This window comes from Pseudomonas sp. 50_B, from assembly GCF_017491625.1.
Lineage (GTDB): Bacteria > Pseudomonadota > Gammaproteobacteria > Pseudomonadales > Pseudomonadaceae > Aquipseudomonas > Aquipseudomonas danubii.
On record NZ_JAFGYX010000001.1, the window covers coordinates 159933 to 183476 of the forward strand.

Genomic DNA, 23544 nt, shown 5'->3' on the forward strand with positions numbered 1-23544 from the left:
ACCATTTCCTTATGCAGAGGGAGCGTTGTGCTGAACTTCTTTGAGGCCCTGGCGGACCCGATTGATCAGGGTGTAGACCAGCAAAGCGGCGACCAGTGCCAACACGCCGTTGATCCACAGGGCGCCGAGCCAGCCCAGGGCGATGCCGGTGGCCAGCACGCCGAGGATGAAGGCGCGGTCGCTTTTGCCCATGGGCCCGTCGTAGCGCCGTGAGGCGCCGACCATCGGCCCGAGCACTCCGGCGTATTCGCTGAACAGCGCCAATAGGGTCACGGCCAGCACCAGCAGCAGGCTGACGCCCGGGAGCAGGGCGAAGGGCAGGATCAGGGCGCTGTCGGCGACCACGTCGCACAGTTCATTGAGGTAGGCGCCCAGGCGCGATTGCTGGCCGAATTCCCGGGCCAGCATGCCGTCGATGGCATTGAGCGCCATGCGCAGGATCATCCACAGCGGAATCAGGGCGAACAGCCAGGTGTGGCTGGCGAACAGGGCGATGACGGTGCCGACCAGGAGTGAGACGACGGCGGCCAGGACGGTGATCTGGTTGGCCGTGGTGCCGTTGTCGTACAGGCGCTGCACCAACGGCCGCAGCAAGTTCTGAAAGCGCGGTTTGAGCTGGTAAATCGAGAGCATGATGGGACGGTTCCTTGTCGCACGCGGTGAGCAGGGCTGGATTATTGCCTTAAATGCCAGGGGCTGACATCAGAAGTTTCTGCTTGAGCAACTGGCTGCCAGTTGTGTCTAGTCTCTGTACGGAAAGCCTGGATACTCGGCGATGCTGTGTTGAAAACGGTCTCGTGCGCGAGTCTGATCGGGATGCTCATTTACACCCCGTAAAGTCGAACGCGACTCAGGCCGTTCCTCGATCGTTTTCGCTTTGCCTGACCTTCGTCTCAAAACTTTTCGTATAGAGACTACGACGCACGCCGTAGCTGAAAAGGCATGGCGTGCGACAAAAAATTCACTCGATGGCTAATACAGCAACGCATTGCCCCAGCGTTATCCGCAGCGCCGGCGCGCCTGGCAGTATTGATCGGCGCGCAATTCCGGGTACTGGTGGATGGTCCGCCGAGCCTGCCGAGCAAAGCATCCGGGTCGCGGTCATGAGTAAGGTTCCACGTGGAACACATGAACTGGGTAGCCCGTGGATTCCCACCGCAAGGCCGCCGCGCAGAATATTTTCATCCCGGCTGTAACGCCGGGGGGCTTCCTCTCTCTAGTGCTATGACGGGATTGCACACGCCTCCCGTCGTCCCCTGCGATTATTGAGGAACAAAAAATGAACATGAAGAAAACCGCTGCTGGTGCTGCCCTGGCTTTCGCTGCCGCCACCCTGTTTGCCGGTGTTGCCACTCAGGCGTCGGCAGCTGATGCCCAGGTTCATTGTTATGGCGTCAACGGCTGCAAAGGCCAGAACGACTGCAAGACCAAAGACCACGCCTGCAAAGGCATGGGCGCTTGCAAAGGCCAGGGCTTCAAGGCGATGACCCAGTCGGAGTGCGAAAAAGCCGGCGGCAAAGTCGGCGAGTAAGCGGCGAATCCGTGCAGCCGCAGTGGGACTGACGACCACTGCGGCCACCTTGCGAGGAGTTCGCTATGTCTGACCTTTCTTCCTGCCTGGGCTATGGCCTGGGTTTGCGCAGCGCCTACTACCAGCAGATTCTCGATGAAGCACCGGACGTCGACTGGTTTGAAGTGGTGTCCGAGAACTTCATGGTCGAGGGCGGCAAGGCTCTCTATTACCTGGACGCCATTGCCGAGCGTTACCCCATCGTGATGCATGGGGTGTCGTTGTCCATTGGCGGTCCCCATGCCCTGGACCTGGACTACCTCAAGCAACTCAAGCAACTGGCCCGGCGGGTTGAGCCGGCCTGGATTTCCGATCACCTGTGCTGGAGCCGCGGCAACGCTCATCAACTGCACGATCTGCTGCCCTTGCCCTATACCGAGGAAAGCCTGGAATACGTGGCGGGCCGGGTGCGCCAGGTGCAGGAGGTGCTGGAGCGTCCCCTGGTGCTGGAGAACGTCTCCAGCTATGTGCGCGCCGCCGCCGATCAGTTCAGCGAGTGGGAGTTTCTGGCCGCCTTGAGCCAGCTCAGTGGCTGCGAGCTGCTGCTGGACGTGAACAACGTCTACGTCAGTTCACGCAATCACGGTTTCGATCCCTGGCAGTTCATCCAGGGGCTGCCGGCGCAACGGGTGCGGCAATTGCATCTGGCCGGGCATCAGGATCATGGCGACTACGTGATCGACACCCATGACCAGCCGGTGTGCGATCCGGTCTGGGCGCTGTATCAGCGCACCCTGCAACACCTTGGACCGGTCGCGACCCTGCTGGAGCGTGACGATCATTTTCCGCCGTTGAGCGAACTGCTCGGCGAACTGCACAAGGCTCGCGCGCTGGGGCAACGGGCGCTGTCCGGGAGGCTTGAATGCGCCTGAACGAATGGCAACTGGCCTTTGAACGCTACCTGCTGGCCGAGCAGTCCCAGGCGGACAGCCTGCTGGGCAACAGCCTGATCGGCGGACCGACCCTGAATGTCGCCACCGGTCTGGCGATTTACCACAACGCCTACCAGGCGCGGCTGCTGGAAGTCATGGTGGCGGACTTTCCGACGATCCTGCAGTGGCTCGGCGATGAGGAGTTCGCGTCACTGGCCGGCGCGTATATACGCCAATCGCCCTCCCTGCATTTCAGCCTGCGCTGGTTGGGGCAGGGCTTCGCCGAGTTCATCCGGGGCCATCTGGTGCCGGAGCAGGGCCTGCCCCTGGCGGAACTGGCGCGCCTGGAGTGGGCGTTCACCCTGGCCTTCGACGCCGCCGAGGCCCAGGTGCTGACGGTGGCGGACATGGCGGCCCTGGACGCCGAAGAGTGGCCGTTGCTGCAACTGCAACTGGCGCCTTGTGTGCAGTGGCTGGACTGCCGCTACAACAGCGTCGCCCAGTGGCGCGCGGTCAAGGATCAGGCGGATTTCCCCGAAAGTGCTTTACTCGAACAAGAGCAGCCTTGCCTGGTATGGCGGGTGGATCGGGTCTGCCGCTATCGCAGCTTGTCGTCAGCAGAAGCCCAAGGGTTGCGAGGCATGATCGAGGCGCAGTGGAGTTTCGCGGAACTCTGTGCCGAGCTGGCCGTCACTTACCTTGAGGGGGCCCCGTTGCAGGCTGCTACCTGGCTCAAACAGTGGGTCGAAGATGGCCTGGTGGTACGCCGCGAGTCCTGGAAAACGGCTGGAAATTCGATAGCCAGCTAATTTCCCAAGATGGTCTACCCTCATTTCAGACGTCTGAAACAAGGGGGATTTTTCATGCTCGCGCAACTTCCACCGGCCTTACAGAATCTGCAATTACCCTTGCGCCTGCGGCTCTGGGATGGCCATGAATTCAATCTTGGGCCGGAGCCCAGCGTCACCATCGTGGTCAAGGACCCGCAGCTGGTTGCGCAATTTACCCATCCCAGCCTGGACGCACTGGGGGGCGCCTTTGTCGAGGGCAAGCTGGAACTCGAAGGCTCCATCAGTGAAGTCATCCGGGTGTGCGATGAGCTGAGCCAGGCCTTGCTGGACGAGGATGACGACGATCAGCCGGTGCGCACACAGCACGACAAGGCCACGGACGCGGCGGCCATTTCCTACCATTACGACCTTTCCAACGCCTTCTATCAGCTCTGGCTCGACAGTGACATGGCCTATTCCTGCGCCTACTTCGAGACCGGCAGCGAGTCCCTGGAGCAGGCCCAGCAAGCCAAATTCCGCCACCTGTGCCGCAAGCTGCGCCTGCAACCGGGGGATTACCTGCTGGATGTCGGTTGCGGTTGGGGCGGGCTGGCCCGTTACGCTGCCCGCGAGTTCGGCGCCAAGGTCTTTGGCATCACCTTGAGCAAGGAGCAACTGGCCCTGGCCCGTGAACGGGTCAGTGCCGAAGGCCTGGACGATCTGGTGGAGCTGCAGCTGCTGGACTATCGCGACCTGCCTCAGGATGGCCGCTTCGACAAGGTGGTGAGCGTCGGCATGTTCGAACATGTGGGCCATGCCAATCTGCCGGAATACTGCCGGACCCTGTTCAACGCGGTGCGCGAGGGCGGCTTGGTGATGAACCACGGCATCACCGCCAAGCACACCGACGGACGTCCCGTGGGCCGGGGCGCCGGGGATTTCATCGAGCGGTATGTATTCCCCAATGGCGAGCTGCCGCACCTGGCGATGATCTCGGCGCAAATCAGCGAGGCCGGGCTGGAAATCGTCGATGTCGAAAGCCTGCGCCTGCATTACGCCCGCACCCTGGATCACTGGAGCGAGCGCCTGGAAGACAACCTGGAGGCGGCCGGCCAGCAGGTGCCGCCGCAAGCGCTACGGATCTGGCGGCTGTACCTGGCGGGTTGCGCCTATGCGTTTGCCAAGGGCTGGATCAATCTGCACCAGATCCTCGCGGTCAAGACCCATGCCGATGGCAGTCATGAGTTGCCCTGGACCCGGGACGACCTCTATTACCCCTAGGCCCGGCAGCGTTTGCTGCAGACCTTGAGTGGCTCCCTAGAGGATCGGTGAAATCAGCCGCGCGACCCGCATGCCCAGTTGTTGCAGGCGGTGAGTCTGGCGGCTTTCTTCCCGGGCGATTTCCCGGGCCTTGGCGAAGTCGGCGTCCAGCATCTGCTCCACCTCGGTGGCGAAGTCGTCGTCCACGGTCAGCAGCATCACTTCGAAATTCAAGCGGAACGAACGGTTGTCCAGGTTGGCGCTGCCAATGGCGCTGATCTCGTTGTCGATTAACACCACCTTTTGATGCAGGAACCCTGGCTGATAACGGAAGACCCGGACCCCGGCGCGCACCGCCTCGAAGGCGTAGAGGCTGGAGGCGGCGTAGACGATGCGATGGTCCGGGCGCGAGGGCAGCAGGATGCGCACGTCCACATCCCGCAACACGGCCAGGCGCAGGGCGGCGAAGACCGCTTCATCGGGAATGAAATACGGGCTGGTGATCCATACCCGTTCGGTGGCGGAATGGATCGCCTCGACGAAGAACAGCGAGCATGTTTCGTAGGCATCGGCGGGGCCGCTGGCGAGCAATTGGCAGAGCACGCCGTCATCCGGGTAGGTGTCCGGAAGGATCAGCGGTGGCAGTTCCCGGGCCGCCCAGAACCAGTCTTCGGCAAAGGACTCCTGCAGGCAGGCCACCACCGGGCCGCTGACCTGCACGTGGGTATCGCGCCAGGGCGCCAGGGGCGGTTTCTTGCCCAGGTATTCGTCACCGACGTTGTGCCCGCCGACAAAACCCAGCAAGCCGTCCACCACCACAATCTTGCGGTGATTGCGGAAGTTCACCTGGAAGCGGTTGAGCCAGCCACTGCGGGTGGCGAAGGCATGCACCTGGACCCCGGCGTCACGCAGGGTCTGCACATAAGCGGCGGGCAGGGAATGGCTGCCGATGCGGTCGTAGAGCAAGTGGATGGAGACGCCTTCGGCGGCCTTTTCCAGCAGCAGGCGTTGCAGGCGTCGGCCCAGCTCGTCGTCGTGAATGATGAAGAACTGGATCAGCACCGCCTTGTGGGAGCGGCGGATGGCATTGAAGATCGCTTCGAAGGTGGCGTCGCCGTTGACCAGCAGGCGCACCTGATTGTTGGCCAGGCACGGCATGCGCCCCAGCTTGGGCATGGCCCGCAGCGTGGCGTAGGCCTGGGAGGCGCGGGCGGTGAGCGCCTCTTCGACCCAGGGTCGCCAGTTCAGCTCATTGATGGCCTTGTGCATTTCCACGTTGGCCTGGCGCCGGGCCTGGATGTAGGCATCGAAGGTGCTGCGGCCGAACACCAGGTAGGGAATCAGGGTCAGGTAGGGCATGAACATCAGTGACAGGGCCCAGGCAATGGCGCCTTGGGCGGTCCTGACGGTGAGCACCGCGTGGATCGCGGCGATCAGCCCGAGAAAATGCAACAGTGCGATGAGATAGCCGAAGAGGTGCGGGCCAAAATAATCCATGGGGCAACCTTTGCTCCTGAAGATTCAATGCCTAACAGACCATGTTCCACAGCGAATGTCGCTATTTTATTCTGCATGCAACGCCGTGCCTTGGCCGAAGTCTAACGGCCACTACTGTCTAGGAGTCATTCGATGAAACTTCGTTTACTGGGTTGGGCCTTGGCGGCGGGATTGGCGCTGCCATTGGCTGCGCAGGCGCAGATGCTGCAACCGGGCTTGTGGGAGCTGACCAGCAGCAACATGAAGGTCGATGACCAGAACTTGCCGGACTTGTCGCTGATTCTTGGCCAGTTGCAGCAACAGATGACCCCGGAACAACGGGCGATGCTGGAGAAACAGGGCGTGACCATGGGCGGCAAGGGTATTCGGGTGTGCTTGACGCCGGACCAGGTGAAATCCGACACCATTCCGCTGCAGGACCCGCAATCGGGTTGCCAGCAGCAGGTCACCGAGCGCAATGGCAATCAATGGAAGTTTCGCTTCAGTTGTCCCAAGGCTCAGGGTAACGGGGTGGCCAAGTTCATCAGTGATCGCGAGTTCACCACCAACGTGATCGGCACCTTCAATGCCACCGGCCTGCAGCAAAAGGGCAGCATGGACACCCGTGCCGTATGGCTGGGCCAGGACTGCGGCACGGTCAAACCCCGCGCCTCCTGACCGACCCTGTAGCAGCGACGGCCGCTGCGCTTGTCGGCGAAGCGGCCCTCCAGGCACCTGGACCAGGGCCTTCGCCGACAGGCCCGGGCACCGGCTAGCCCATCCGTTCCACTACCTGTTCCAGCGTCAGTTGTCCCAGATCCTCGCCATCTCTGCTGCGCAGGCTGACGTAGCCTCCGGCTTTCTCCTTGTCCCCGATCACCAGCAGGTAGGGCACTTTCTGCAGGCTGTGCTCACGGATCTTGTAGCCGATCTTTTCGTTGCGCAGGTCGGCACTGGACCGCAGCCCCTCTCGGCGCAGGCGTTCGCTGATTTCCCAGGCATAGTCCGCCTGAGCTTCGCTGATGTTGAGCACCACCACCTGCTGCGGCGCCAGCCACAAGGGCAGGGCGCCGCCATAGTGCTCGATGAGAATGCCGATGAAACGTTCCAGGGAGCCGAACAGCGCGCGGTGCAGCATCACCGGTTGCCGGCGTTCGCCGTTGTCGGCGATGTAGCTGATGGCGAAGCGCTCGGGGAGGTTGAGATCCACTTGCAGGGTGCCGCACTGCCAGTCGCGGCCGATGGCGTCGCGCAGCACGAACTCCAGTTTCGGACCGTAGAAGGCGCCTTCTCCCGGGTTGAGCCGATAGTCGATCTGCATGCTTTGCAGGGCGCCGACCAGGGCGCTTTCCAGCTGATCCCAGACCTCGTCGCTGCCGATGCGGTTGGCCGGGCGCGTAGAGAGCTTCACCGCCACCTCGTCAAAACCGAACTCCTTATAGATGTCGAACACCAGGGCGATGGTGCGGGCGCATTCGTCCTGCATCTGTTCCGGGGTGCAGAAGATGTGGGCGTCGTCCTGGGTGAAGTGGCGGACCCGCAGCAAGCCGTGCAGTGCCCCTGAAGGTTCATAGCGATGGACCTTGCCGAATTCGGCGATGCGCAGGGGCAGGTCGCGGTAGCTCTTCAAGCCGTGGCCGAAGATCGCCACCGCGCCGGGGCAGTTCATGGGCTTGAGGGCGAAGGTGCGCTGGTCCTCGGTGCTGGTGGTGAACATGTGGTCGCGGTAGTTCTGCCAGTGCCCGGAGGTTTCCCAGAGGCTGCGGTCCATCACATCCGGGGTGTTCACTTCCTGGTAGCCGGCCTGTTCCTGGCGCTGGCGCATGTAGCCGATCAACAGCTTGAACAGGGTCCAGCCCTTGGCGTGCCAGAACACTGAGCCCGGCGCGCAATCGTCGAAGTGGAACAGGTCCAGTTGCTGCCCCAGCTTGCGGTGGTCGCGCTTGGCGGCCTGTTCCTGACGCAGCAGATAGGCGTCCAGATCCTGGCGGGTGGCCCAGCAGGTGCCGTAGATCCGTTGCAATGGCGCGTTGCTGGCATCGCCGCGCCAATAGGCGCCGGCCACCTTGGTCAGCTTGAAGGCCCGCAACTGGCCGGTGGTACGCACGTGGGGGCCGCGGCACAGGTCTTCGAAATCACCCTGGCGGTACAGCGACAGTACGGCCTCCGGGGGCAGGTCGCGGATCAGCTCGACCTTGTAGTGCTCGCCCTGGTCGGCGAAGTGTTGCAGCGCCTGCTCCCGGGACAGCTCGCGGCGGCGCAAGGTGTGGTTGGTGGCGGCAAGGCTGTGCATGCGCGCCTCGATCAGTTCCAGATCCTCGGGGGTGAAAGGGCGCTCATAGGCGAAGTCGTAGAAGAAGCCGTCCTCGATCACCGGGCCGATGGTGACCTGGGCCGAGGGATACAGCTGCTTCACCGCCATGGCCAGCAGGTGGGCGCAGGAGTGACGCAGGACTTCCAGGCCATCGGCATCGGTCGCGGTGACGATGCTCAGGCGGGTGTCGGTGTCCAACAGGTAGTCACAGTCCACCAGCCGGCCATCGACCCGTCCGGCCACGGCGGCTTTGGCCAGGCCGCTGCCAATGCTGGCGGCCACTTCGAACACGGACAACGGCTGGTCGTACTCACGGCACGCGCCATCAGGCAGGGTGATGCGGATCATCTTCGGTGGTCCTTGGTCAGGCTTGGGGGATTAGCGGATGAAGCGCAGGGGCAGGCCCTGACAGTGGTCATACAGACGCCCCTGGTGCCAGGCGAGCTGACCCGAGACCAGGGTGGTGGCGACGCTATGGCGAAAGCGTTGGCCGGCAAACGGCGTCCAGCCGCATTGGGCAAGAATTGGCTGGCGGTCCACAGCCAGGCCCTCGGGCTCGGCGCGGATCAGCACCAAGTCGGCCCAGTAGCCTTCGCGCAGGTAGCCACGGTCGGGGATGGCGAACAGGTCGGCTACCCGGTGGCTGGTCTTGGCCACCAGGGTGGTCAGGGGCAGGACCTGGTCCGCCACCAGTTCCAGCAAGGCCGGCAAGGCGTGCTGCACCAGAGGCAGTCCGGCGGGCGCACGGGTGTAGGGCTGCTGTTTCTGCTCCCAGGTGTGGGGCGCGTGGTCACTGCCGATGATGTCCAGGCGGTGACTGTTGAGGGCCTGACGCAAGGCGTCGCGATCGGCCTGGGTCTTGATCGCCGGGTTGCATTTGATCAGGTGGCCAAGACGCGAGTAGTCACGGTCATCGAACAGCAGGTGGTGCAGGCAGACTTCGGCGGTGATGCGCTTTTCGGCCAGGGGCCGGTCCTCGAATAGGGCCAGTTCCCGGGCGCAGGTCAAGTGCAGGACGTGCAGGCGGGTGCCGTGTTTTTTCGCCAGTTCCACCGCCAGGGACGAGGAGCGGTAGCAGGCCTCGGCGTCGCGAATGCGCGGGTGAGCGGCAGCGGGAATCTGATCGCCATAGAGTTGCTGCCAGCGTTGTTGCTTGAGCTGGATGCTCGGGGTGTGTTCGCAGTGCGCCAGGAGGAGGGTCGGTACCTGGCGAAACAGCCGGTCCAGCACGTGCGGATCGTCCACCAGCATGTTGCCGGTGGAGGCGCCCATGAACACCTTGACCCCGGCGACCTCGGTGGGATCGAGGGCGGCGACGGTGTCGAGGTTGTCGTTGCTGACGCCGAAGTGAAAGCCGTAGTTGGCCACTGAAGCGACCGCTGCGCGGCGTTTCTTGTCGGCCAGGGCGGCCAGGGTCAAGGTCGCCGGCGAGGTGTTGGGCATGTCCATGAAGCTGGTGATGCCACCGGCCACTGCGGCGCGCGACTCGCTATGGATGCTGCCTTTTTCCGGGGCGCCGGGATCGCGAAAGTGCACCTGGTCGTCGATCATCCCTGGCAGCAGCCATTGGCCCTGGGCGTCGATTTCCAGTTCGGCGCTGAGGTGGTCGAGGCTGCCGATGGTCTCGATGCGTCCATGATTGACCAGCAGGTCGGCGTCGAACTCCCGTCCTTCGTTCACCAGGCGGGCATTGCGGATAAGGATTCGGCTCATGCTCAAAACTCGTTCTGCAGGGCCTTGTAGCCGCGGACCAGATCGACGTTGGTACGGGCCACGTCCTCGGAAAACTCCGAGGCGCTGATGCTCACCGGAGGGAACTGCGCCAGGTCGGTCTTGGGGCCGATGCGGGTGGTGGAGGGCACGTAGAAGCCTGGGGGCAGGTCGCGACCGTCCACCACCGAGTTGTGGCGGACCACGCTGCCGTCGCCCACCACGCAGTTGAACAGCACGCTGTTGAAACCGATGAACACCCGGTCGCCGACCACGCAGGGGCCGTGGACGATGGAGCGGTGGGCGATGGAGGTGTGCTGGCCGATGGTGACGGCGGCGCCGGATTTGGAGTGGATCACCACGCCGTCCTGGATGTTCGAATTGGCGCCGATGGTGATGGCTTCCATCTGGCCGCTGGCGTCGACCTCGTCGGCGCGGATCACCGCGTAGGGGCCGACGAACACGTTGTCACCGATCACCACCTTGCCGCAGATGATGGCGGTCTTGTCCACGTAGGCGGATTCAGCGATCACCGGCAGATCGCCGGAAGGGTTTTTACGAATCATGGCGCGAGTCCTTCAAGGGGGAACTGATGACTTCCACCGCGCCATCGCGAATGGCGTTGTAGAAACAGTTGGGGCGGCCGGTGTGGCAGGCGGGGCCTTGTTGCTCCACTTGCAGCAACACGGCGTCGCCATCGCAGTCCAGGCGCGCTTCGATCAGGCGCTGGCGGTGGCCCGAGCTTTCGCCCTTGCGCCACAGGCACTGGCGCGAGCGCGACCAGTAGCAGACCTGGCCGCTGGCCAGGGTTTCGGCCAGGGCCCGGCGGTTCATCCAGGCCAGCATCAGCACCTCACCGCTGTCGTGTTGCTGGGCGATGGCGGCGATCAGTCCGTCGCTGTTCCAGGGCAGGGCATCGAGCACCGCGGTCAGCGGCCAACGACTGCCCTGGGCAGCGCTTTCCAGGTCCAGCAGTGTCAGCGGCGGGCGTTGGATCATGGTCGGCTCAGGGCGTCGTATAGGGTGTTGAGGTTGTATTCGAACAGCCCGATGAAGGTGCTGGCCGGGCCGCTGGCGGAGAGGGCGTCGGAGTACAGGGTGCCGCCGATATGGGCGCCGCTTTCGTCGGCAATCTGCTTGAGCAGGCGGGCGTCCTTGATGTTCTCCATGAACACCGCCTTGATCTTGGCGTTGCGGATCTGGGTGATCAGCGCCGCGACTTCGGCGGCCGAGGGTTCGCGTTCGGTGGACAGACCCTGGGGCGCCATGAAGTCGATACCGTAGGCCTGGCCCAGATAGCCGAAGGCGTCGTGGGAGGTGACGATCTTGCGGTTGCCCGGGGGCAGGGCGCCGAGTTTGGTCTTGGCCTCGGCCAGCAGGCGGTAGATCTGTTGCAGGTAGGCCTGGCTGTTGCGCTGATAGTCAGCCTGGTGGGCCGGGTCGGCGGCGATCAGTGCCTGGGTGATGGTGTTCACATAGAGTTCGCTGTTGGCCAGGTTGTGCCAGGCGTGCGGGTCGGGCACCTGTTCGCCGTCCTCGTCCAGGGTCCGTGGAATCACCCCGCGACTGGCGGTGATCACTTCAGTCTTGGTAGCCGAGCTGGCCACCAGGCGATCCAGCCAGGGTTCGAAGCCCAGGCCGTTCTTGATGATCAGCCGGGCTTTGAGCAGGGCCTTGGCATCGTCCGGCGTGGGTTCGTAGGTGTGGGCGTCTTCATCGGCGCCTACCAGGTTGGTGATCTGTACATGCTCGCCGCCGACCTGGCGGGTGATGTCGGCGAGGATGCTGAAGCTGGTGACCACGGCCAGCTTGTCCGCGGCCTGGGCGGTGGACCACGACAGTGGCAGCAGCAGGCTGAACAGCACGAGTAGAGCGCGCATCGGGAAACACCTCATGGGGATGTGAGCAACGGCGGGCGGTGCAACAGGCCGTGTACCGGACCGAACACCACGGACAGCAGGTACAGGCTGCCCGCCACCAGCACGATGGCTGGTCCGCTGGGCAGCGAGTAATGGAATGACAGCAACAGGCCGAGCCACACCGAGAGACAACCCAGCAGCGCGGCGATGCCCATCAACAGCGGCAGCCGCCGGCTCCAGAAGCGCGAGGCGGCGGCCGGCAGCATCATCAGCCCCACCACCATCAGGGCGCCGATGGCCTGGAAACCGATCACCAGATTGAGCACCACCAGGGTCAGGAACAGGCCGTGAGCCAGGGGACCCAGGCGACTGACGCTGTGCAGGAACAGTGGGTCGAGGGTGTCCAGCAGCAGGGGTTTGTAGATCAGGGCCATGGCCATCAGGCTGACGGCCGAGACCAGGAGCATGCCGTTGAGGGTCGGGCCGTCCACCGCCAGGGCCGAGCCGAACAGCAGGTGCAACAGGTCCAGGCGTTTGCCCGCCAACCCGAGGATCAGTACGCCGCTGGCCAGGGAGATGGGATAGATAGCCGCGATGCTGGCGTCTTCCCGCAGGCCGGTGCGGCGGGTGATCCAGGCCGCGAGGCCGGCCATGCCCAAGCCGGCGCCCAGGCCGCCGAAGGTCAGGGCCGGCAAGCTGAGACCGGCGAACCAGAAGCCCAGGGCGGCGCCAGGGAGGATGCCGTGGGCCACCGCATCACCGATCAGGCTCATGCGCCGCAGGATCAGGAAGACGCCCAGAGGGGCGGTGCTGCAGGCCAGGACCAGGCCGCCGAGCAAGGCCCGGCGCATGAACACGAATTCGCTGAAGGGTTGCCAGAACTGTGCGGCGAACTGCATCACGCCACCTGCGTCTGGAAGGGCGGGGCAATCAGTTCTTGGCTCGGGCCCAAGACACAGCCGCTGCTTTTGACCCACAAGGTCTGAGGGATGTGCTGGCGCACGGCGGCCAGGTCATGACAAACCACCACCAGCGTCCGGCCCTGGGCGTGCCAGCTGTGCAGGTGTTGCCAGAGCAAGGTCTGGCCCGCTTCGTCGAGGGCGGCGTGGGGTTCGTCCAGGAGCAGCAGAGGCGCTTCGGTCAGGCTCAGTCTGGCCAGCAGCGCGCGCTGTAATTCCCCACCGGAAAGGGCCATCAACGGGCGACTTTCCAGACCACTCAAATGCCAGTCTTCGAGCACCGCCTGCAGTTTTTCTGCCCTGGCCCTGGCGGGTTCACGCTTGCCCCAGAAGCCTGCGGCCACCAGCGCTTCGAGGCTGATGGGGAACTGGCGATCGAGGTGTTGCTGTTGCGGCAGAAACGAAAAGCCGCCCCGTTTGGGCGCCGCCAGATCGACCTTGCCGGCCAAGGGCTTTTGCAGCCCAGCCAGGACTTTCAGCAGGCTGCTCTTGCCCGAACCGTTGGCGCCGATGATGGCGCTCAGGCTGCCGCTGGGCAGGTGCAGGTCCAGGGCTGGAGTCAGGGGTTGGCCCGGCGCGCCCCAGCGCAAACCTCGGCAGCGGATCATCAGGCCTCCCAGTTCCAGCGGCTTTGTGCCACGGCGTCGTGGGCGTGCAGGCTTTCCGCATGCACGACCCGCAGTTGGAAGGCGTTGACCCCGGGGGAGCGACGCAGGGCCAGATTCAACCGGCGGGCGGCGTCTTCGCAGAACATCAGGTTTTGTCCGTTGGCCAGGGCGAAGGCCTGTTCATCGGCGCGTTTGACCGCCGTTTGCACGGCGGTGCCCAGGGCGTTTTCCGCGTCGTTGATCAGTGCAATCAACGGCAGTTCGTCGAGGAAGTCGTCCAGGCGCAGATGCAGTTCGGCGTTGCTGCGTTGGCTATGGGGCGTGGCGACTATGCCTTGGGTCGAGCCCAGCCAGGCCAGGATCTCGGCGTGCTGCAATGACCGGTTGGCGAAATCGTCGACGAATTGCTGTTGGATCAACTGACGGGACAGGGCGGCCGAGCAAGGACAGGTGGAGGAATAAGGCACGACGATTTTTAGTTCCACGTGGAACATCGCGTTTTTCAGCCGTGCTTCGATGCTCAACGGATAGCTCTTCCAACCGGCCAAAGGGCTGACCAAGGCCGGGCGTTTGAGCAGCAGATCGAAGTGCAGGCGCAGGTAGGCGCTGTTGGCCAGCCCTTCGTGACTGTCGAGAAAGCGCTGTAGCACTTGGCGCAGTAGAGCAGGCGTGAGGTTGTCCTGTTCGAGCATTTCCAGGGCCAGGTACAGTCGCGACATATGAATGCCTCGCGCCTCGCCGTCGTCGAGGCTGACTCCGGCGTCCGCTTTGGCAGCGATCCGTTGGCTGTCCATCAGTACAGGTAAGGCAATGCCGCACATGCCCACCCATTCCAGGGGCAAGGCTTGGCGTGAGGCCTGCGCGGCGATATCCGGCAGAGTCAGCGCGTTCATGAACAGGTCCGTCGTTAGGAATATTTCTGCATGTTATATTATAACAATACATCCGATGAAACATTTTTCCTCGGCGGTTCTCTGGCCTGTTCTTGTGAGTACGGACGCTCCCTCATCTGCGGTATTTGTCATGCACAGACGTCAATTGCTCAACCTGCTGTTGGCCGGCACGGCCCTGATGTTGCCCTGGGCTGTTTCTGCCGCGCAGATCCGTAATGCGCGGCTGTGGAAAGACGCCGACAAGCTGCGGCTGGTGCTCGATCTGAGTGGCCCGGTGCAGTACAAGACCTTCACTCTGAGCGCACCGGAGCGCTTGATCATCGATTTGAACGGCGCTCGCCTGAGTGGCGATTTCAGTCAGTTGCCCCTGGCCCGTACGGTGATCCGCGCGATCCGCTCCGGGCATTTTGGCCAGGGCGATACACGGATCGTCCTCGACCTGAATGAGCCGGTGCAGCTCAACAGCTTTCTCCTGCCGCCCCAGGATGGGCAGGGCCACCGACTGGTGCTGGACCTGTCTGCGGCCGGCAAGGTGCCGTTGCAGATCGCCGCGGCCGCTGCGCCCCTGGCCCAGCCCGAGGCGTCGCCGGGCAAGCCTCATCCCAAGCGCGACATCATCGTGGTGGTGGACCCTGGCCACGGTGGCAAGGACCCCGGCGCCGTGGGGGCCAAGGGTGAGCGAGAGAAGGATGTGGTGCTGTCCATCGCCCGGTTGCTGGCCAAGCGGCTCAAGCGCGAGAAGGGCTTTGCCGTGAAGCTGGTGCGCAACGACGACTTCTTCGTGCCGCTGCGCAAGCGGGTGGAGATCGCCCGCAAGCACAAGGCCGACATGTTCATCTCGGTGCACGCCGATGCGGCACCGCGCCTTAGCGCCTCCGGTGCCTCGGTGTATGCCTTGTCCGAAGGCGGGGCGACTTCGGCCACTGCGCGCTTCATGGCCCAGCGGGAAAACGATGCCGACCTGCTGGGGGCCAGCAGCCTGCTCAATCTCAAGGACAAGGACCCGATGCTGGCAGGGGTGATTCTCGACATGTCGATGAACGCCACCATTGCCGCCAGCCTGCAGCTAGGGGGCACGGTGCTGGACAGCCTGTCGGGGATCACCACCCTGCACCAGAAGCGCGTGGAACAGGCCGGCTTCGCGGTGCTCAAGTCGCCGGACGTGCCATCGATCCTGGTGGAAACCGGCTTCATCTCCAATCGCCGCGACAGCCAGCAACTGGTCACCACGCGGCATCAGCAGGCGATTGCCGACGGCCTGTTCCAGGGTTTGCAGCGCTACTTCGAAAAGAACCCGCCGGGCAACAGCTATCTGGCCTGGCTCCAGGAAACAAAGAACAGCCGCACCGTATAGGAGCCGGCTAAGAGGCCGTTGGATTGTGCGTCGCCCTGACGGTCGCGTTCGCTGGCAAGCCAGCTCCTACAGCCACCAGCGCCTGCACCTGGCGCGCTGTGGGTGCCTCTAGCAACCGCTGATGCGGCTGCAGGTGAACTTGGCGCTGCTGCCGCCAGAACTGGAGAAGCGATTGCGGGTGGTCCAGCCCACGCGCTGGCTGTAGCCCACCCAGGCTTCACCATCGGAGGCCAGGCCGGTGAAGAAGGTCAGTTGCCCGTAGCGACTGTTGGTCTGCGCCCAGTAGCGTTTGCCGATCACCTCGAACCCGCGCAAGTAAGTCGTGCTGCCCGCCGTGGCGACGCTGTAGGCGTTGCCCAAGGGATCGACGCAGGCCAGCAGGGTGGCGCTGCGGGTGCAGGTGGCCAAGGTACTGGGCATGGCGGCTGTGGCGTGGCCGGCCAGCAGCAGGCTTGAAAGCAGGGTGGGCAGGACAAGGCGCATGGCAGTTCTCGTGGCGACAGGGGCGCAGCATTGCGCCCTTCGTCGTGGTGGGCAAGGGAGTATTGGCTAATCTGCATTGTTATAATATAACATAAAATAAAGCCTGACCCGTGACCCCCGCCATGACTGAACAAGAGCTCCTCGCCGAACCCTCGGCGCATTACATGAACGACGCCCAGCAGGGCTTCTTCCGCGATCTGCTGCTGGCCCAGCGCAGCGAATTGCAGGAGCGCATTGCCGCTGAGTTCGACCAACTGCGCGAGCAGGAACCCCACAGCGACCCCGCCGATATCGGCAGCGCCGAAGAGCAGCGGCAATGGCAACTGCGCCTGCTGGAGCGGGAAAAGAAGCTCCTGGACAAGATCGACGAGGCCCTTGAGCGCCTGGCCCGCGGCGAGTACGGCTGGTGCCGCGACACCGGCGAGCCCATCGGCCTGCAGCGCCTGCTGCTGCGGCCCACCGCCACCTTGTGTATCGAAGCCAAAGAACGCCAAGAGCTGCGCGAACGCCACCAACGGGCGCTTTGACCCAGCCGCGAACCTGATGAGGAACCCCCATGACCGAGCGTCTTCCCGTTACCGTGCTGTCCGGCTTTCTTGGCGCGGGCAAAAGCACCCTGCTCAATCACGTCCTGCGCAACCGCGACAACCTGCGGGTAGCGGTGATCGTCAACGACATGAGCGAAATCAACATCGACGGCAGCGAGGTGCAGCGCGATGTCAGCCTCAACCGCGCTGAAGAGAAGCTGGTGGAGATGAGCAACGGCTGCATCTGCTGCACCCTGCGCGAAGACCTGCTGGAGGAAGTGGGCAAGCTGGCCCGCGACGGGCGCTTCGACTACCTGCTGATCGAGTCCACCGGGATCTCCGAGCCGCTGCCGGTGGCAGAAACCTTCACCTTTCGCGATGAGGCCGGGCAGAGCCTGGCGGACATCGCCCGCCTCGACACCATGGTGACTGTGGTCGATGGCATGAACTTCCTGCTGGATTACCAGGCGGCGGAAAGCCTCGCCAGTCGCGGTGAAACCCTGGGCGAGGAAGACGAGCGTTCGATCACCGACCTGCTGATCGAGCAGGTGGAGTTTGCCGATGTGATCCTGGTCAGCAAGATCGACCTGATCAGCAGCGCCGAGCGCCAGGAGCTGATGGCGATCCTGGCGCGGCTCAACGCCCAGGCAGAGATCATCCCCATGGTCATGGGCCAGGTGCCCTTGGCCAAGATCCTCAATACCGGGCGCTTCGACTTTGAACGCGCGGCCCAGGCGCCGGGCTGGCTGCAGGAGTTGCGCGGCGAGCACGTACCGGAAACCCAGGAGTACGGAATTGCTTCAACCGCCTATCGGGCGCGGCGCCCCTTTCATCCGCAGCGCTTCTTCAACTTCATCAACCGGCCCTGGGTCAACGGCAAGCTGCTGCGCTCCAAAGGCTTCTTCTGGCTGGCCAGCAAGTACCAGGAAGCGGGCAGCTGGTCCCAGGCCGGTGGCTTGATGCGCCACGGTTTTGCCGGGCGCTGGTGGCGCTTCGTGCCCAAGCAGCAATGGCCCCAGGACGAGGAAAGCATGGCGGCGATCCTGCACAACTGGACCCCGGCCACGGGCGACTGTCGCCAGGAGCTGGTGTTCATCGGTCAGAACATCGACTTCACCCGGCTCTGTGCCGAGCTCGACCTGTGCTTGCTGGATGACGATGAAATGGCCCTGGGTGTCGAGGGCTGGAGCCTGATGACCGACCCTTTCGGTGCCTGGCATGAAGAGGAGGCGGCCTGATGCTGACCCTGAGTTCCCCGGTGACTCCACTGAGCATTCCATTGGCGGCCAGGAGCTTGCTGCTGCCTTGTGCGGTGCCGCTGGTTTCCCGGCGCGTGGCCATTGGCCCGACCCCGGCGGTCCTGGCCGAGGTGCTGGACGATGAGGTCAACCTCGGCCTCTGGCAGCGCCAGTTGCCGGCGCACATCGAGGACTTCGGCCAGTTGCTGTTGTCCCTCAACGAGCCCTTGGCCGAGTCCCTGTCCCTGGAACTGCCGGATGAGGATTGCCTACCGAACCTGCGGGGCCTGGCCTCGCGCTTCAGCGACTTGCACGGTTATGACGGCTTTATCGCCGACGTTTCCTGGCTGGTCAGCGCCTTTGCCTGCCTGTTGGGCGCCAAGCGCGTGGGCTTGCGCTTGCGGGTGCTGGACAAGGCCATGTGCCCGCGCTTTCACGTCGACCATGTGCCCGTGCGCCTGATCACCACCTATGCCGGGATTGGCAGCCAGTGGTTGCGCGAGGGGGCGATGGACCGTCGACAACTGGGACAGGCCAGTGCTGAACCCCGAGATCCGGCGCTGATCCAGCAGATCGGCAGCGGTGAGGTGGCGCTGTTCAAGGGCGAGAAGTGGCACGGCAACGAAGGTTTCGGCCTGATCCACCGCTCGCCGCAACTGGCGTCGGGGGAGCGCCGGCTGATCCTTACCCTTGATTGGCTGGGTTGAGCCAGGCGTGTAGCCGCTGCCGAGCCTGCGAGGCTGCGCCAAGGTCCGCAGGACCTTCAGTGCGCTCAAGAACGGCGTCTGCTGCGGCGTCGTTCTTGAGCGCGCGGATTTTCGCCCTGCACGGGAAGGGCGTAGCATCACCTCACAGGCTTTCCGGACCCCCCTTCCCATGCTGCAGAACATTCCTACCCATGTGATCGCCGGCCCCCTGGGGGCCGGCAAGACCAGCCTGATCCGTCATCTGCTGAGCCAGCGCCCGGCCCATGAGCGCTGGGCGGTGCTGATCAATGAGTTCGGCCAGATCGGCCTGGACGCGGCCTTGCTGACTCGGGATGACGATGGCATCGCCCTCGGCGAAGTGGCCGGCGGCTGTCTGTGCTGCGTCAACGGCGCACCGTTTCAGGTGGGCTTGGGGCGCCTGCTGCGCAAGGCCAAGCCGGATCGTCTGTTCATCGAGCCTTCCGGCCTCGGTCACCCGGCGCAATTGCTCAAGCAACTGAGCGTCGCGCCCTGGCAAGGGGTGCTGGCGTTGCAGCCCTGTGTGCTGGTGCTCGACGCCCAGGCCCTGGCGGCCGGCAAGCCGCTGCCCCAGGCCCAGCAGGACGCCCTGTCCAGCGCCGGCTTGTTGGTGTTGAACAAGGACGAACTGCTCAGCGACAGCGATCGGCTGCGGGTGCTGGAGCAGTTGCCGGACCTGCCCTTGTTCTGGACGCGCCACGCCGCCTTGCCCCTGGCCGAGCTACCGGGCCTGGAGGTCAGCGCCGGGGCGACGCTGGAGCACCTGGATGTTCCCCAGGGCCTGGCACAGTTACCGGCGGTGTGGAGCGATCCGGCGTTGCCGATCTGCCTCAGTCAGTCTCAGGAGGAGGGCTGGAGCATCGGCTGGCGCTGGCACCCGAGCCAGCAGTTCGACCTGACCCGGGTCGATCACTGGCTGCAGAACCTCGACTGGCGTCGGGCCAAACTGGTGATCCACAGCGATGAGGGCTGGCGCTCGGGCAATGGCTTGGATAATTCACCGCTGAGCTGGCTGCCCAGCGAATGGCGACGGGATTCGCGCCTGGAGTTGATTTTCAGTGCCCCTCAGGACATGGCCGCCCTGCAAGCCAGCCTCAGCGCTTGCCGCCTGTAGGCGCAGGCTTGCCTGCGCCTCTCACGGCTTGAACTTGCGATGCTCTTCGCGCCACTGACTCAGCTCGATCACCTCGGCGCTGGGCAACGGCTCTTTCACTTCGAATGGATAGGGTGCCAGCTCGATGTGCGCGCTGTGGGCTCCGAACTGAGTGATGGTTCCGGCGTGGCGGGTTTCGCCAGTCACGGTGAATTCGAAGTTGTAGATTCGCGCCAGGCGCCGACGGCCGTTGGCGTCCTTGACCAAACCGATGCGCTTGAGTGCGACGTTGCCGTCCAGCAGCTCGATGTCGAGCCGTGCACAGTGCTGCTTGACCCGCGCCAGCGCCCGTTCCCGCAGGCCGTGGTTGTGCCATAGCCAGGCGGCGCCGGTCGCCAGCAGCATCAGCACAAAAATGTTTCCAAGGGTCAGCATGAAGGTTTGCTCCAACGAAGTGGCGTCAGCTTAACTGCGTCTCCGGTCTGTCGTACAGGCTGCGTTTAGTCGCATACTGCGCGGCTTGAATTCCACCGGTTTTATGGAAAATCCTGCATGAAACGTACGCCCCACCTGCTTGCGATCCAGTCCCATGTGGTTTTCGGCCACGCCGGTAACAGTGCTGCGGTGTTTCCCATGCAGCGGGTCGGGGTGAATGTCTGGCCCCTGAATACCGTACAGTTCTCCAACCACACTCAGTATGGTCACTGGGCCGGAGAAGTGTTGGCGCCCCAGCAGATTCCCGAGCTGGTGGAAGGTATCGCCGCCATCGGCGAGTTGGGCAACTGCGATGCGATTCTCTCCGGTTACCTGGGCAGCGCGGCCCAGGGCCGGGCGATTCTCAGTGGCGTGGCGCGGATCAAGGCGACCAACCCCAAGGCCTTGTACCTGTGCGACCCGGTGATGGGCCATCCGGAGAAGGGCTGCAGCGTGCCGGCGGAAGTCAGCGACTTTCTGCTGGATGAAGCGGTGGCCATGGCGGATTTTCTCTGCCCCAACCAGCTGGAACTGGACAGCTTCTGCGGGCGCAAGCCGCAATCGTTGTTCGATTGCCTGGGCATGGCCCGCTCGCTGCTGGAGAAGGGCCCCAAGGCGGTGCTGGTCAAGCACCTGGACTACCCGGGCAAGTTGGCGGAAGGCTTCGAGATGCTGCTGGTGACCGCCGAGGGCAGCTGGCACCTGCGGCGTCCGCTGCTGGCGTTCCCGCGCCAGCCGGTGGGAGTGGGCGACCTGACGTCGGGTCTGTTCCTGGCCCGGGTGCTGTTGGGTGACAGCCTGGTAGCGGCGTTCGAATTCACCGCCGCGGCGGTGCATGAAGTGCTGCTGGAAACCCAGGCCTGCGCCAGCTACGAGCTGGAGCTGGTGCGGGCCCAGGATCGCATCGCCCATCCGCGGGTGCGGTTCGAGGCCACGCCGATCGGCTTCTGATGGCGACCGGCGTTCAGTGACTCAGGCCTGCTCGGAGAATTGCACCGTCGGCGCCGGCTGACGGAAGCCCCGGGTGTGTACGCCCAGGTACGCCAGGCCCAAGGCGAACCAGGCCAGGCCAATCCCCAGGGTCAGGGCCGAGAGGCTGGTCCACAGCCAGACGATCAGGCCGAAGCCGATCAACGGCAGCAGGCCGTACTGCAGCAGTCGCGCCCCCGTGCGCGGCTGCCCCTGTCCCAGGTGACTCTTGATCACCGCCAGGTTGACCACCGAGAACGCCACCAGCGCGCCGAAGCTGATCATCGACGCCAGGGTGGTGAGGTCGATGACTACTGCCAGCAAGGACACCAGCGACACCAGGACAATGGCGATCACCGGGGTCTTGTAGCGCTCGGACAGGGTGCCGAACACTCGCCGTGGCAAGATGCCGTCGCGGCCCATGCTGAACAGGATGCGCGACACCGAGGCCTGTGACGCCAGGGCCGAACCGGCAGCGCCAGCGACATAGGTGGCAGTGAAGAACATCTCCAGGAAACGTCCGCCGGCGTGCAGCATCACCTCGCTGGCTGCCGAATCGGCGTCCTTGAAGCTGCTGCCGGGGAAGGCCAGCTGGCTGGTCATGGCCAACAGGATGAACAGCAGGCCCGCGCCCAGGGTGGTGATGACAATGGCCCGGGGAATGTCCCGGCGTGGGTCGCGGGTTTCCTCGGCCAGGGTCGATACCGCGTCAAAGCCGAGGAACGACAGGCACAGCACCGCCGCTCCGGCCATTAATGGCAACAGTCCGCTCTGGCTGCCGTCGCCGACCCAGGGCGCGCTCAGGTCCAGGCTCTCGGCCCCGGCCAACTGGCGAATCACCAGGGCCACGAACACCACCACGAACACCATCTGCGCGCAGACGATCAGGTTGCTCATGCTCGATACCGAACCGATGCCGCGAATGTTCAGCAGCGTCACCAGGCTGATGGTCGCCACCACAAAGACCCAGGCTGGCACGGCGGGAAAGGCCAGGTTGAGAAACAGGCCGATCACCAGGTAGTTGATCATTGGTAGAAACAGGTAATCCAGCAGCAGCGACCAGCCGGCAAGAAAGCCGATGCCCGGTCCGAAACTGAGGCTGGCGTAGGAATAGGCCGAGCCGGCAATCGGGTACTTCCTGACCATGACGCTGTAGGACAGGGCGGTGAAGAGCATGGCCAACAGGGTGATCACGTACGCGGCGGCGGTACGCCCGCCGGTGATCTGGGTGACCACGCCGTAGGTGGTGAAGACGGTCAGCGGGACCATGTACACCAGGCCAAAGAACACCAGGGCCGGCAGCCCGAGGATGCGGCGCAGGGAGGTGCCCTGGGCACTGTGGGTGAAATCGCTGGGGGCGAGGGTGGGATTGTCGGAGAGAGTATTGGCGCTGGGCATTGTTATTGTTCTCACGCGTTCGTGGGTTCGAAGGCTCCCCAAACGGGGAGTGCGCTTGTGCCTTGCCCAACGATTCTGGCAGCGGTGCCCCTGGGGCATAACTCTCTATGTGGTCAAAAAGGGATGGATGTGGCCATTCGGGATGACCGCAGAAGACTGCCTGGAGCAGTGGAGGGAGAGGGGGCGAGTGCGCAAGGCTTTGCAGGGGCGTGGCGAGGGGACCGTCCGTGGTCCTGCTGAATCAGCGTATCTGTCTGAGGATCAAGGGCCGTCGGCCTTGATTTCCTGGTAGCGCTTTTCCAGCTCCTGGCGGATCTGCCGACGCTGCTGGGCCTGGATATAGCGGCGCTTGCCGTCGGCGGTCTCGGGCTGCAGCGGTGGCACCTGGGCCGGTTTGCGTTGGTCGTCCACCGCCACCATGGTGAAGAAGCAGCTGTTGGTGTGGCGCACCGAGCGCTCGCGGATGTTCTCGGTCACCACCTTGATACCCACCTCCATGGAGGTGTTGCCGGTGTAGTTGACCGAGGCCAGGAAGGTCACCAGTTCGCCGACATGCACCGGCTCGCGGAAGATCACCTGGTCCACCGACAAGGTCACTACGTAGCGGCCGGCATAACGGCTGGCGCAGGCATAGGCGACTTCGTCGAGGTACTTGAGCAGGGTGCCGCCGTGGACATTGCCAGAGAAATTGGCCATGTCAGGGGTCATCAATACCGTCATCGACAGCTGGGCGTTTCCGGGTTCCATAGCACACTCACGGTTCAAGGCAGGGGTTGCTGGAGCACCTCTGCGGGTGCTGGTTTCAAGGATTTTCAAACCATCGATAACGGGACGCCGGGCCGCGTCGTGCCGTCACGCTCCGGTGGATCTGTTTCCTAATATTGCATCGCCTTTCTGCCAGAAGTCCCGGTGTTAACCTGAAAAACACCCGTTCCAGGGCTTTTTCCGATCATATTTTGGATATTTCTTTGTACTGATCAGATTTTTCTTTT

The 23544-nt window shown here is 63.8% G+C and carries 25 protein-coding genes; 11 read left to right on the forward strand and 14 right to left on the reverse strand.

What is annotated here, in order from left to right; all coding sequences use genetic code 11:
* Positions 1–9 precede the first annotated feature (9 nt).
* Positions 10–633 (reverse strand): CDP-alcohol phosphatidyltransferase family protein, encoded by a 624-nt coding sequence (locus tag J5M73_RS00790; RefSeq protein ID WP_102862398.1) that lies wholly within the window; start codon positions 631–633, stop codon positions 10–12.
* Positions 634–1279: 646 nt separating this feature from the next.
* Here J5M73_RS00790 and J5M73_RS00795 point away from each other — a divergent pair.
* The 4 genes from J5M73_RS00795 (at position 1280) to cfaB (ending at position 4493) form a co-directional block, all read left to right on the forward strand.
* Entirely contained in the window at positions 1280–1531 is a 252-nt protein-coding gene (locus J5M73_RS00795; RefSeq protein ID WP_102862397.1) for a hypothetical protein, read from the forward strand.
* A gap of 65 nt (positions 1532–1596) precedes the next feature.
* Positions 1597–2442 carry a DUF692 domain-containing protein gene (locus J5M73_RS00800; RefSeq protein ID WP_102862396.1) on the forward strand — a complete coding sequence of 282 codons (846 nt, stop codon included), beginning with the start codon at positions 1597–1599 and terminating at the stop codon, positions 2440–2442.
* Positions 2433–3251, forward strand: a complete 819-nt coding sequence (locus J5M73_RS00805) for a DNA-binding domain-containing protein (RefSeq protein ID WP_207166802.1) — start codon at positions 2433–2435, stop codon at positions 3249–3251. The genes J5M73_RS00800 and J5M73_RS00805 overlap by 10 nt, the downstream gene beginning before the upstream one ends.
* 54 nt (positions 3252–3305) lie before the next feature.
* A complete protein-coding gene (cfaB, locus tag J5M73_RS00810; RefSeq protein WP_102862394.1) occupies positions 3306–4493 on the forward strand; it encodes a C17 cyclopropane fatty acid synthase CfaB in 1188 nt (395 codons plus the stop codon).
* 36 nt (positions 4494–4529) lie between these two features.
* Here cfaB and cls read toward each other — a convergent pair whose 3' ends face one another.
* Positions 4530–5969: a cardiolipin synthase gene (cls, locus tag J5M73_RS00815; RefSeq protein ID WP_207814928.1), complete on the reverse strand. Its 1440-nt coding sequence runs from the start codon at positions 5967–5969 to the stop codon at positions 4530–4532.
* Between the two features lie 132 nt (positions 5970–6101).
* Here cls and J5M73_RS00820 point away from each other — a divergent pair, with 132 nt between their 5' ends.
* A complete protein-coding gene (locus tag J5M73_RS00820; protein WP_102862392.1) occupies positions 6102–6626 on the forward strand; it encodes a DUF3617 domain-containing protein in 525 nt (174 codons plus the stop codon).
* Positions 6627–6720: 94 nt separating this feature from the next.
* On the opposite strand, the gene thrS is transcribed toward J5M73_RS00820, so the two are convergent.
* From thrS to folE2, 8 genes are read right to left on the reverse strand one after another with little or no spacing between them, the layout of a single operon-like run.
* Positions 6721–8610 (reverse strand): threonine--tRNA ligase, encoded by a 1890-nt coding sequence (gene thrS / locus J5M73_RS00825; RefSeq protein ID WP_207814930.1) that lies wholly within the window; start codon positions 8608–8610, stop codon positions 6721–6723.
* 30 nt (positions 8611–8640) lie between these two features.
* Complete coding sequence (locus tag J5M73_RS00830) at positions 8641–9975, reverse strand: dihydroorotase (RefSeq protein ID WP_102862390.1); 1335 nt, start codon at positions 9973–9975, stop codon at positions 8641–8643.
* A gap of 2 nt (positions 9976–9977) precedes the next feature.
* Positions 9978–10538 carry a carbonate dehydratase gene (locus J5M73_RS00835; protein ID WP_102862389.1) on the reverse strand — a complete coding sequence of 187 codons (561 nt, stop codon included), beginning with the start codon at positions 10536–10538 and terminating at the stop codon, positions 9978–9980.
* Positions 10528–10971: a phosphoribosyl-AMP cyclohydrolase gene (gene hisI / locus J5M73_RS00840; protein WP_102862388.1), complete on the reverse strand. Its 444-nt coding sequence runs from the start codon at positions 10969–10971 to the stop codon at positions 10528–10530. Before hisI ends, J5M73_RS00835 begins: the two co-directional genes overlap by 11 nt.
* The gene (locus J5M73_RS00845; RefSeq protein WP_207814932.1) at positions 10968–11852 is read right to left on the reverse strand and encodes a metal ABC transporter substrate-binding protein; all 885 of its coding nucleotides are present in this window, start codon (positions 11850–11852) and stop codon (positions 10968–10970) included. Before J5M73_RS00845 ends, hisI begins: the two co-directional genes overlap by 4 nt.
* An 11-nt stretch (positions 11853–11863) precedes the next feature.
* The gene (locus J5M73_RS00850) at positions 11864–12730 is read right to left on the reverse strand and encodes a metal ABC transporter permease (RefSeq protein ID WP_207814933.1); all 867 of its coding nucleotides are present in this window, start codon (positions 12728–12730) and stop codon (positions 11864–11866) included.
* Positions 12730–13398: an ATP-binding cassette domain-containing protein gene (locus tag J5M73_RS00855; protein WP_102862385.1), complete on the reverse strand. Its 669-nt coding sequence runs from the start codon at positions 13396–13398 to the stop codon at positions 12730–12732. Before J5M73_RS00855 ends, J5M73_RS00850 begins: the two co-directional genes overlap by 1 nt.
* Complete coding sequence (folE2, locus tag J5M73_RS00860) at positions 13398–14291, reverse strand: GTP cyclohydrolase FolE2 (RefSeq protein WP_207814934.1); 894 nt, start codon at positions 14289–14291, stop codon at positions 13398–13400. The genes J5M73_RS00855 and folE2 overlap by 1 nt, the downstream gene beginning before the upstream one ends.
* A gap of 130 nt (positions 14292–14421) precedes the next feature.
* Here folE2 and J5M73_RS00865 point away from each other — a divergent pair, with 130 nt between their 5' ends.
* A complete protein-coding gene (locus J5M73_RS00865) occupies positions 14422–15645 on the forward strand; it encodes an N-acetylmuramoyl-L-alanine amidase (RefSeq protein WP_102862383.1) in 1224 nt (407 codons plus the stop codon).
* 108 nt (positions 15646–15753) lie between these two features.
* Here J5M73_RS00865 and J5M73_RS00870 read toward each other — a convergent pair whose 3' ends face one another.
* Complete coding sequence (locus tag J5M73_RS00870; protein WP_102862382.1) at positions 15754–16128, reverse strand: glutamine synthetase; 375 nt, start codon at positions 16126–16128, stop codon at positions 15754–15756.
* A 122-nt stretch (positions 16129–16250) separates the two neighbouring features.
* Between J5M73_RS00870 and dksA the strand changes: the two genes are divergently transcribed.
* From dksA to J5M73_RS00890, 4 genes are all read left to right on the forward strand, one after another.
* Positions 16251–16655, forward strand: coding sequence for an RNA polymerase-binding protein DksA (gene dksA / locus J5M73_RS00875; protein WP_102862381.1), 405 nt, complete (start codon positions 16251–16253; stop codon positions 16653–16655).
* Positions 16656–16684: 29 nt separating this feature from the next.
* Positions 16685–17893 carry a zinc metallochaperone GTPase ZigA gene (zigA, locus tag J5M73_RS00880; protein ID WP_102862380.1) on the forward strand — a complete coding sequence of 403 codons (1209 nt, stop codon included), beginning with the start codon at positions 16685–16687 and terminating at the stop codon, positions 17891–17893.
* The gene (locus J5M73_RS00885) at positions 17893–18600 is read left to right on the forward strand and encodes a DUF1826 domain-containing protein (protein ID WP_102862379.1); all 708 of its coding nucleotides are present in this window, start codon (positions 17893–17895) and stop codon (positions 18598–18600) included. The genes zigA and J5M73_RS00885 overlap by 1 nt, the downstream gene beginning before the upstream one ends.
* Before the next feature lie 169 nt (positions 18601–18769).
* On the forward strand, positions 18770–19732 hold the full coding sequence (locus tag J5M73_RS00890) for a CobW-like GTP-binding protein (RefSeq protein ID WP_102862378.1): 963 nt from the start codon (positions 18770–18772) through the stop codon (positions 19730–19732).
* Positions 19733–19753: 21 nt separating this feature from the next.
* Here J5M73_RS00890 and J5M73_RS00895 read toward each other — a convergent pair whose 3' ends face one another.
* Positions 19754–20146 carry a DUF3301 domain-containing protein gene (locus J5M73_RS00895; protein ID WP_102862377.1) on the reverse strand — a complete coding sequence of 131 codons (393 nt, stop codon included), beginning with the start codon at positions 20144–20146 and terminating at the stop codon, positions 19754–19756.
* A gap of 117 nt (positions 20147–20263) precedes the next feature.
* Between J5M73_RS00895 and pdxY the strand changes: the two genes are divergently transcribed.
* Complete coding sequence (gene pdxY / locus J5M73_RS00900) at positions 20264–21136, forward strand: pyridoxal kinase PdxY (protein ID WP_102862376.1); 873 nt, start codon at positions 20264–20266, stop codon at positions 21134–21136.
* A 21-nt stretch (positions 21137–21157) separates the two neighbouring features.
* On the opposite strand, the gene J5M73_RS00905 is transcribed toward pdxY, so the two are convergent.
* Complete coding sequence (locus J5M73_RS00905; RefSeq protein ID WP_102862375.1) at positions 21158–22552, reverse strand: APC family permease; 1395 nt, start codon at positions 22550–22552, stop codon at positions 21158–21160.
* 261 nt (positions 22553–22813) lie between these two features.
* Positions 22814–23299 (reverse strand): acyl-CoA thioesterase, encoded by a 486-nt coding sequence (locus J5M73_RS00910; protein ID WP_102862374.1) that lies wholly within the window; start codon positions 23297–23299, stop codon positions 22814–22816.
* Positions 23300–23544 lie beyond the last annotated feature (245 nt).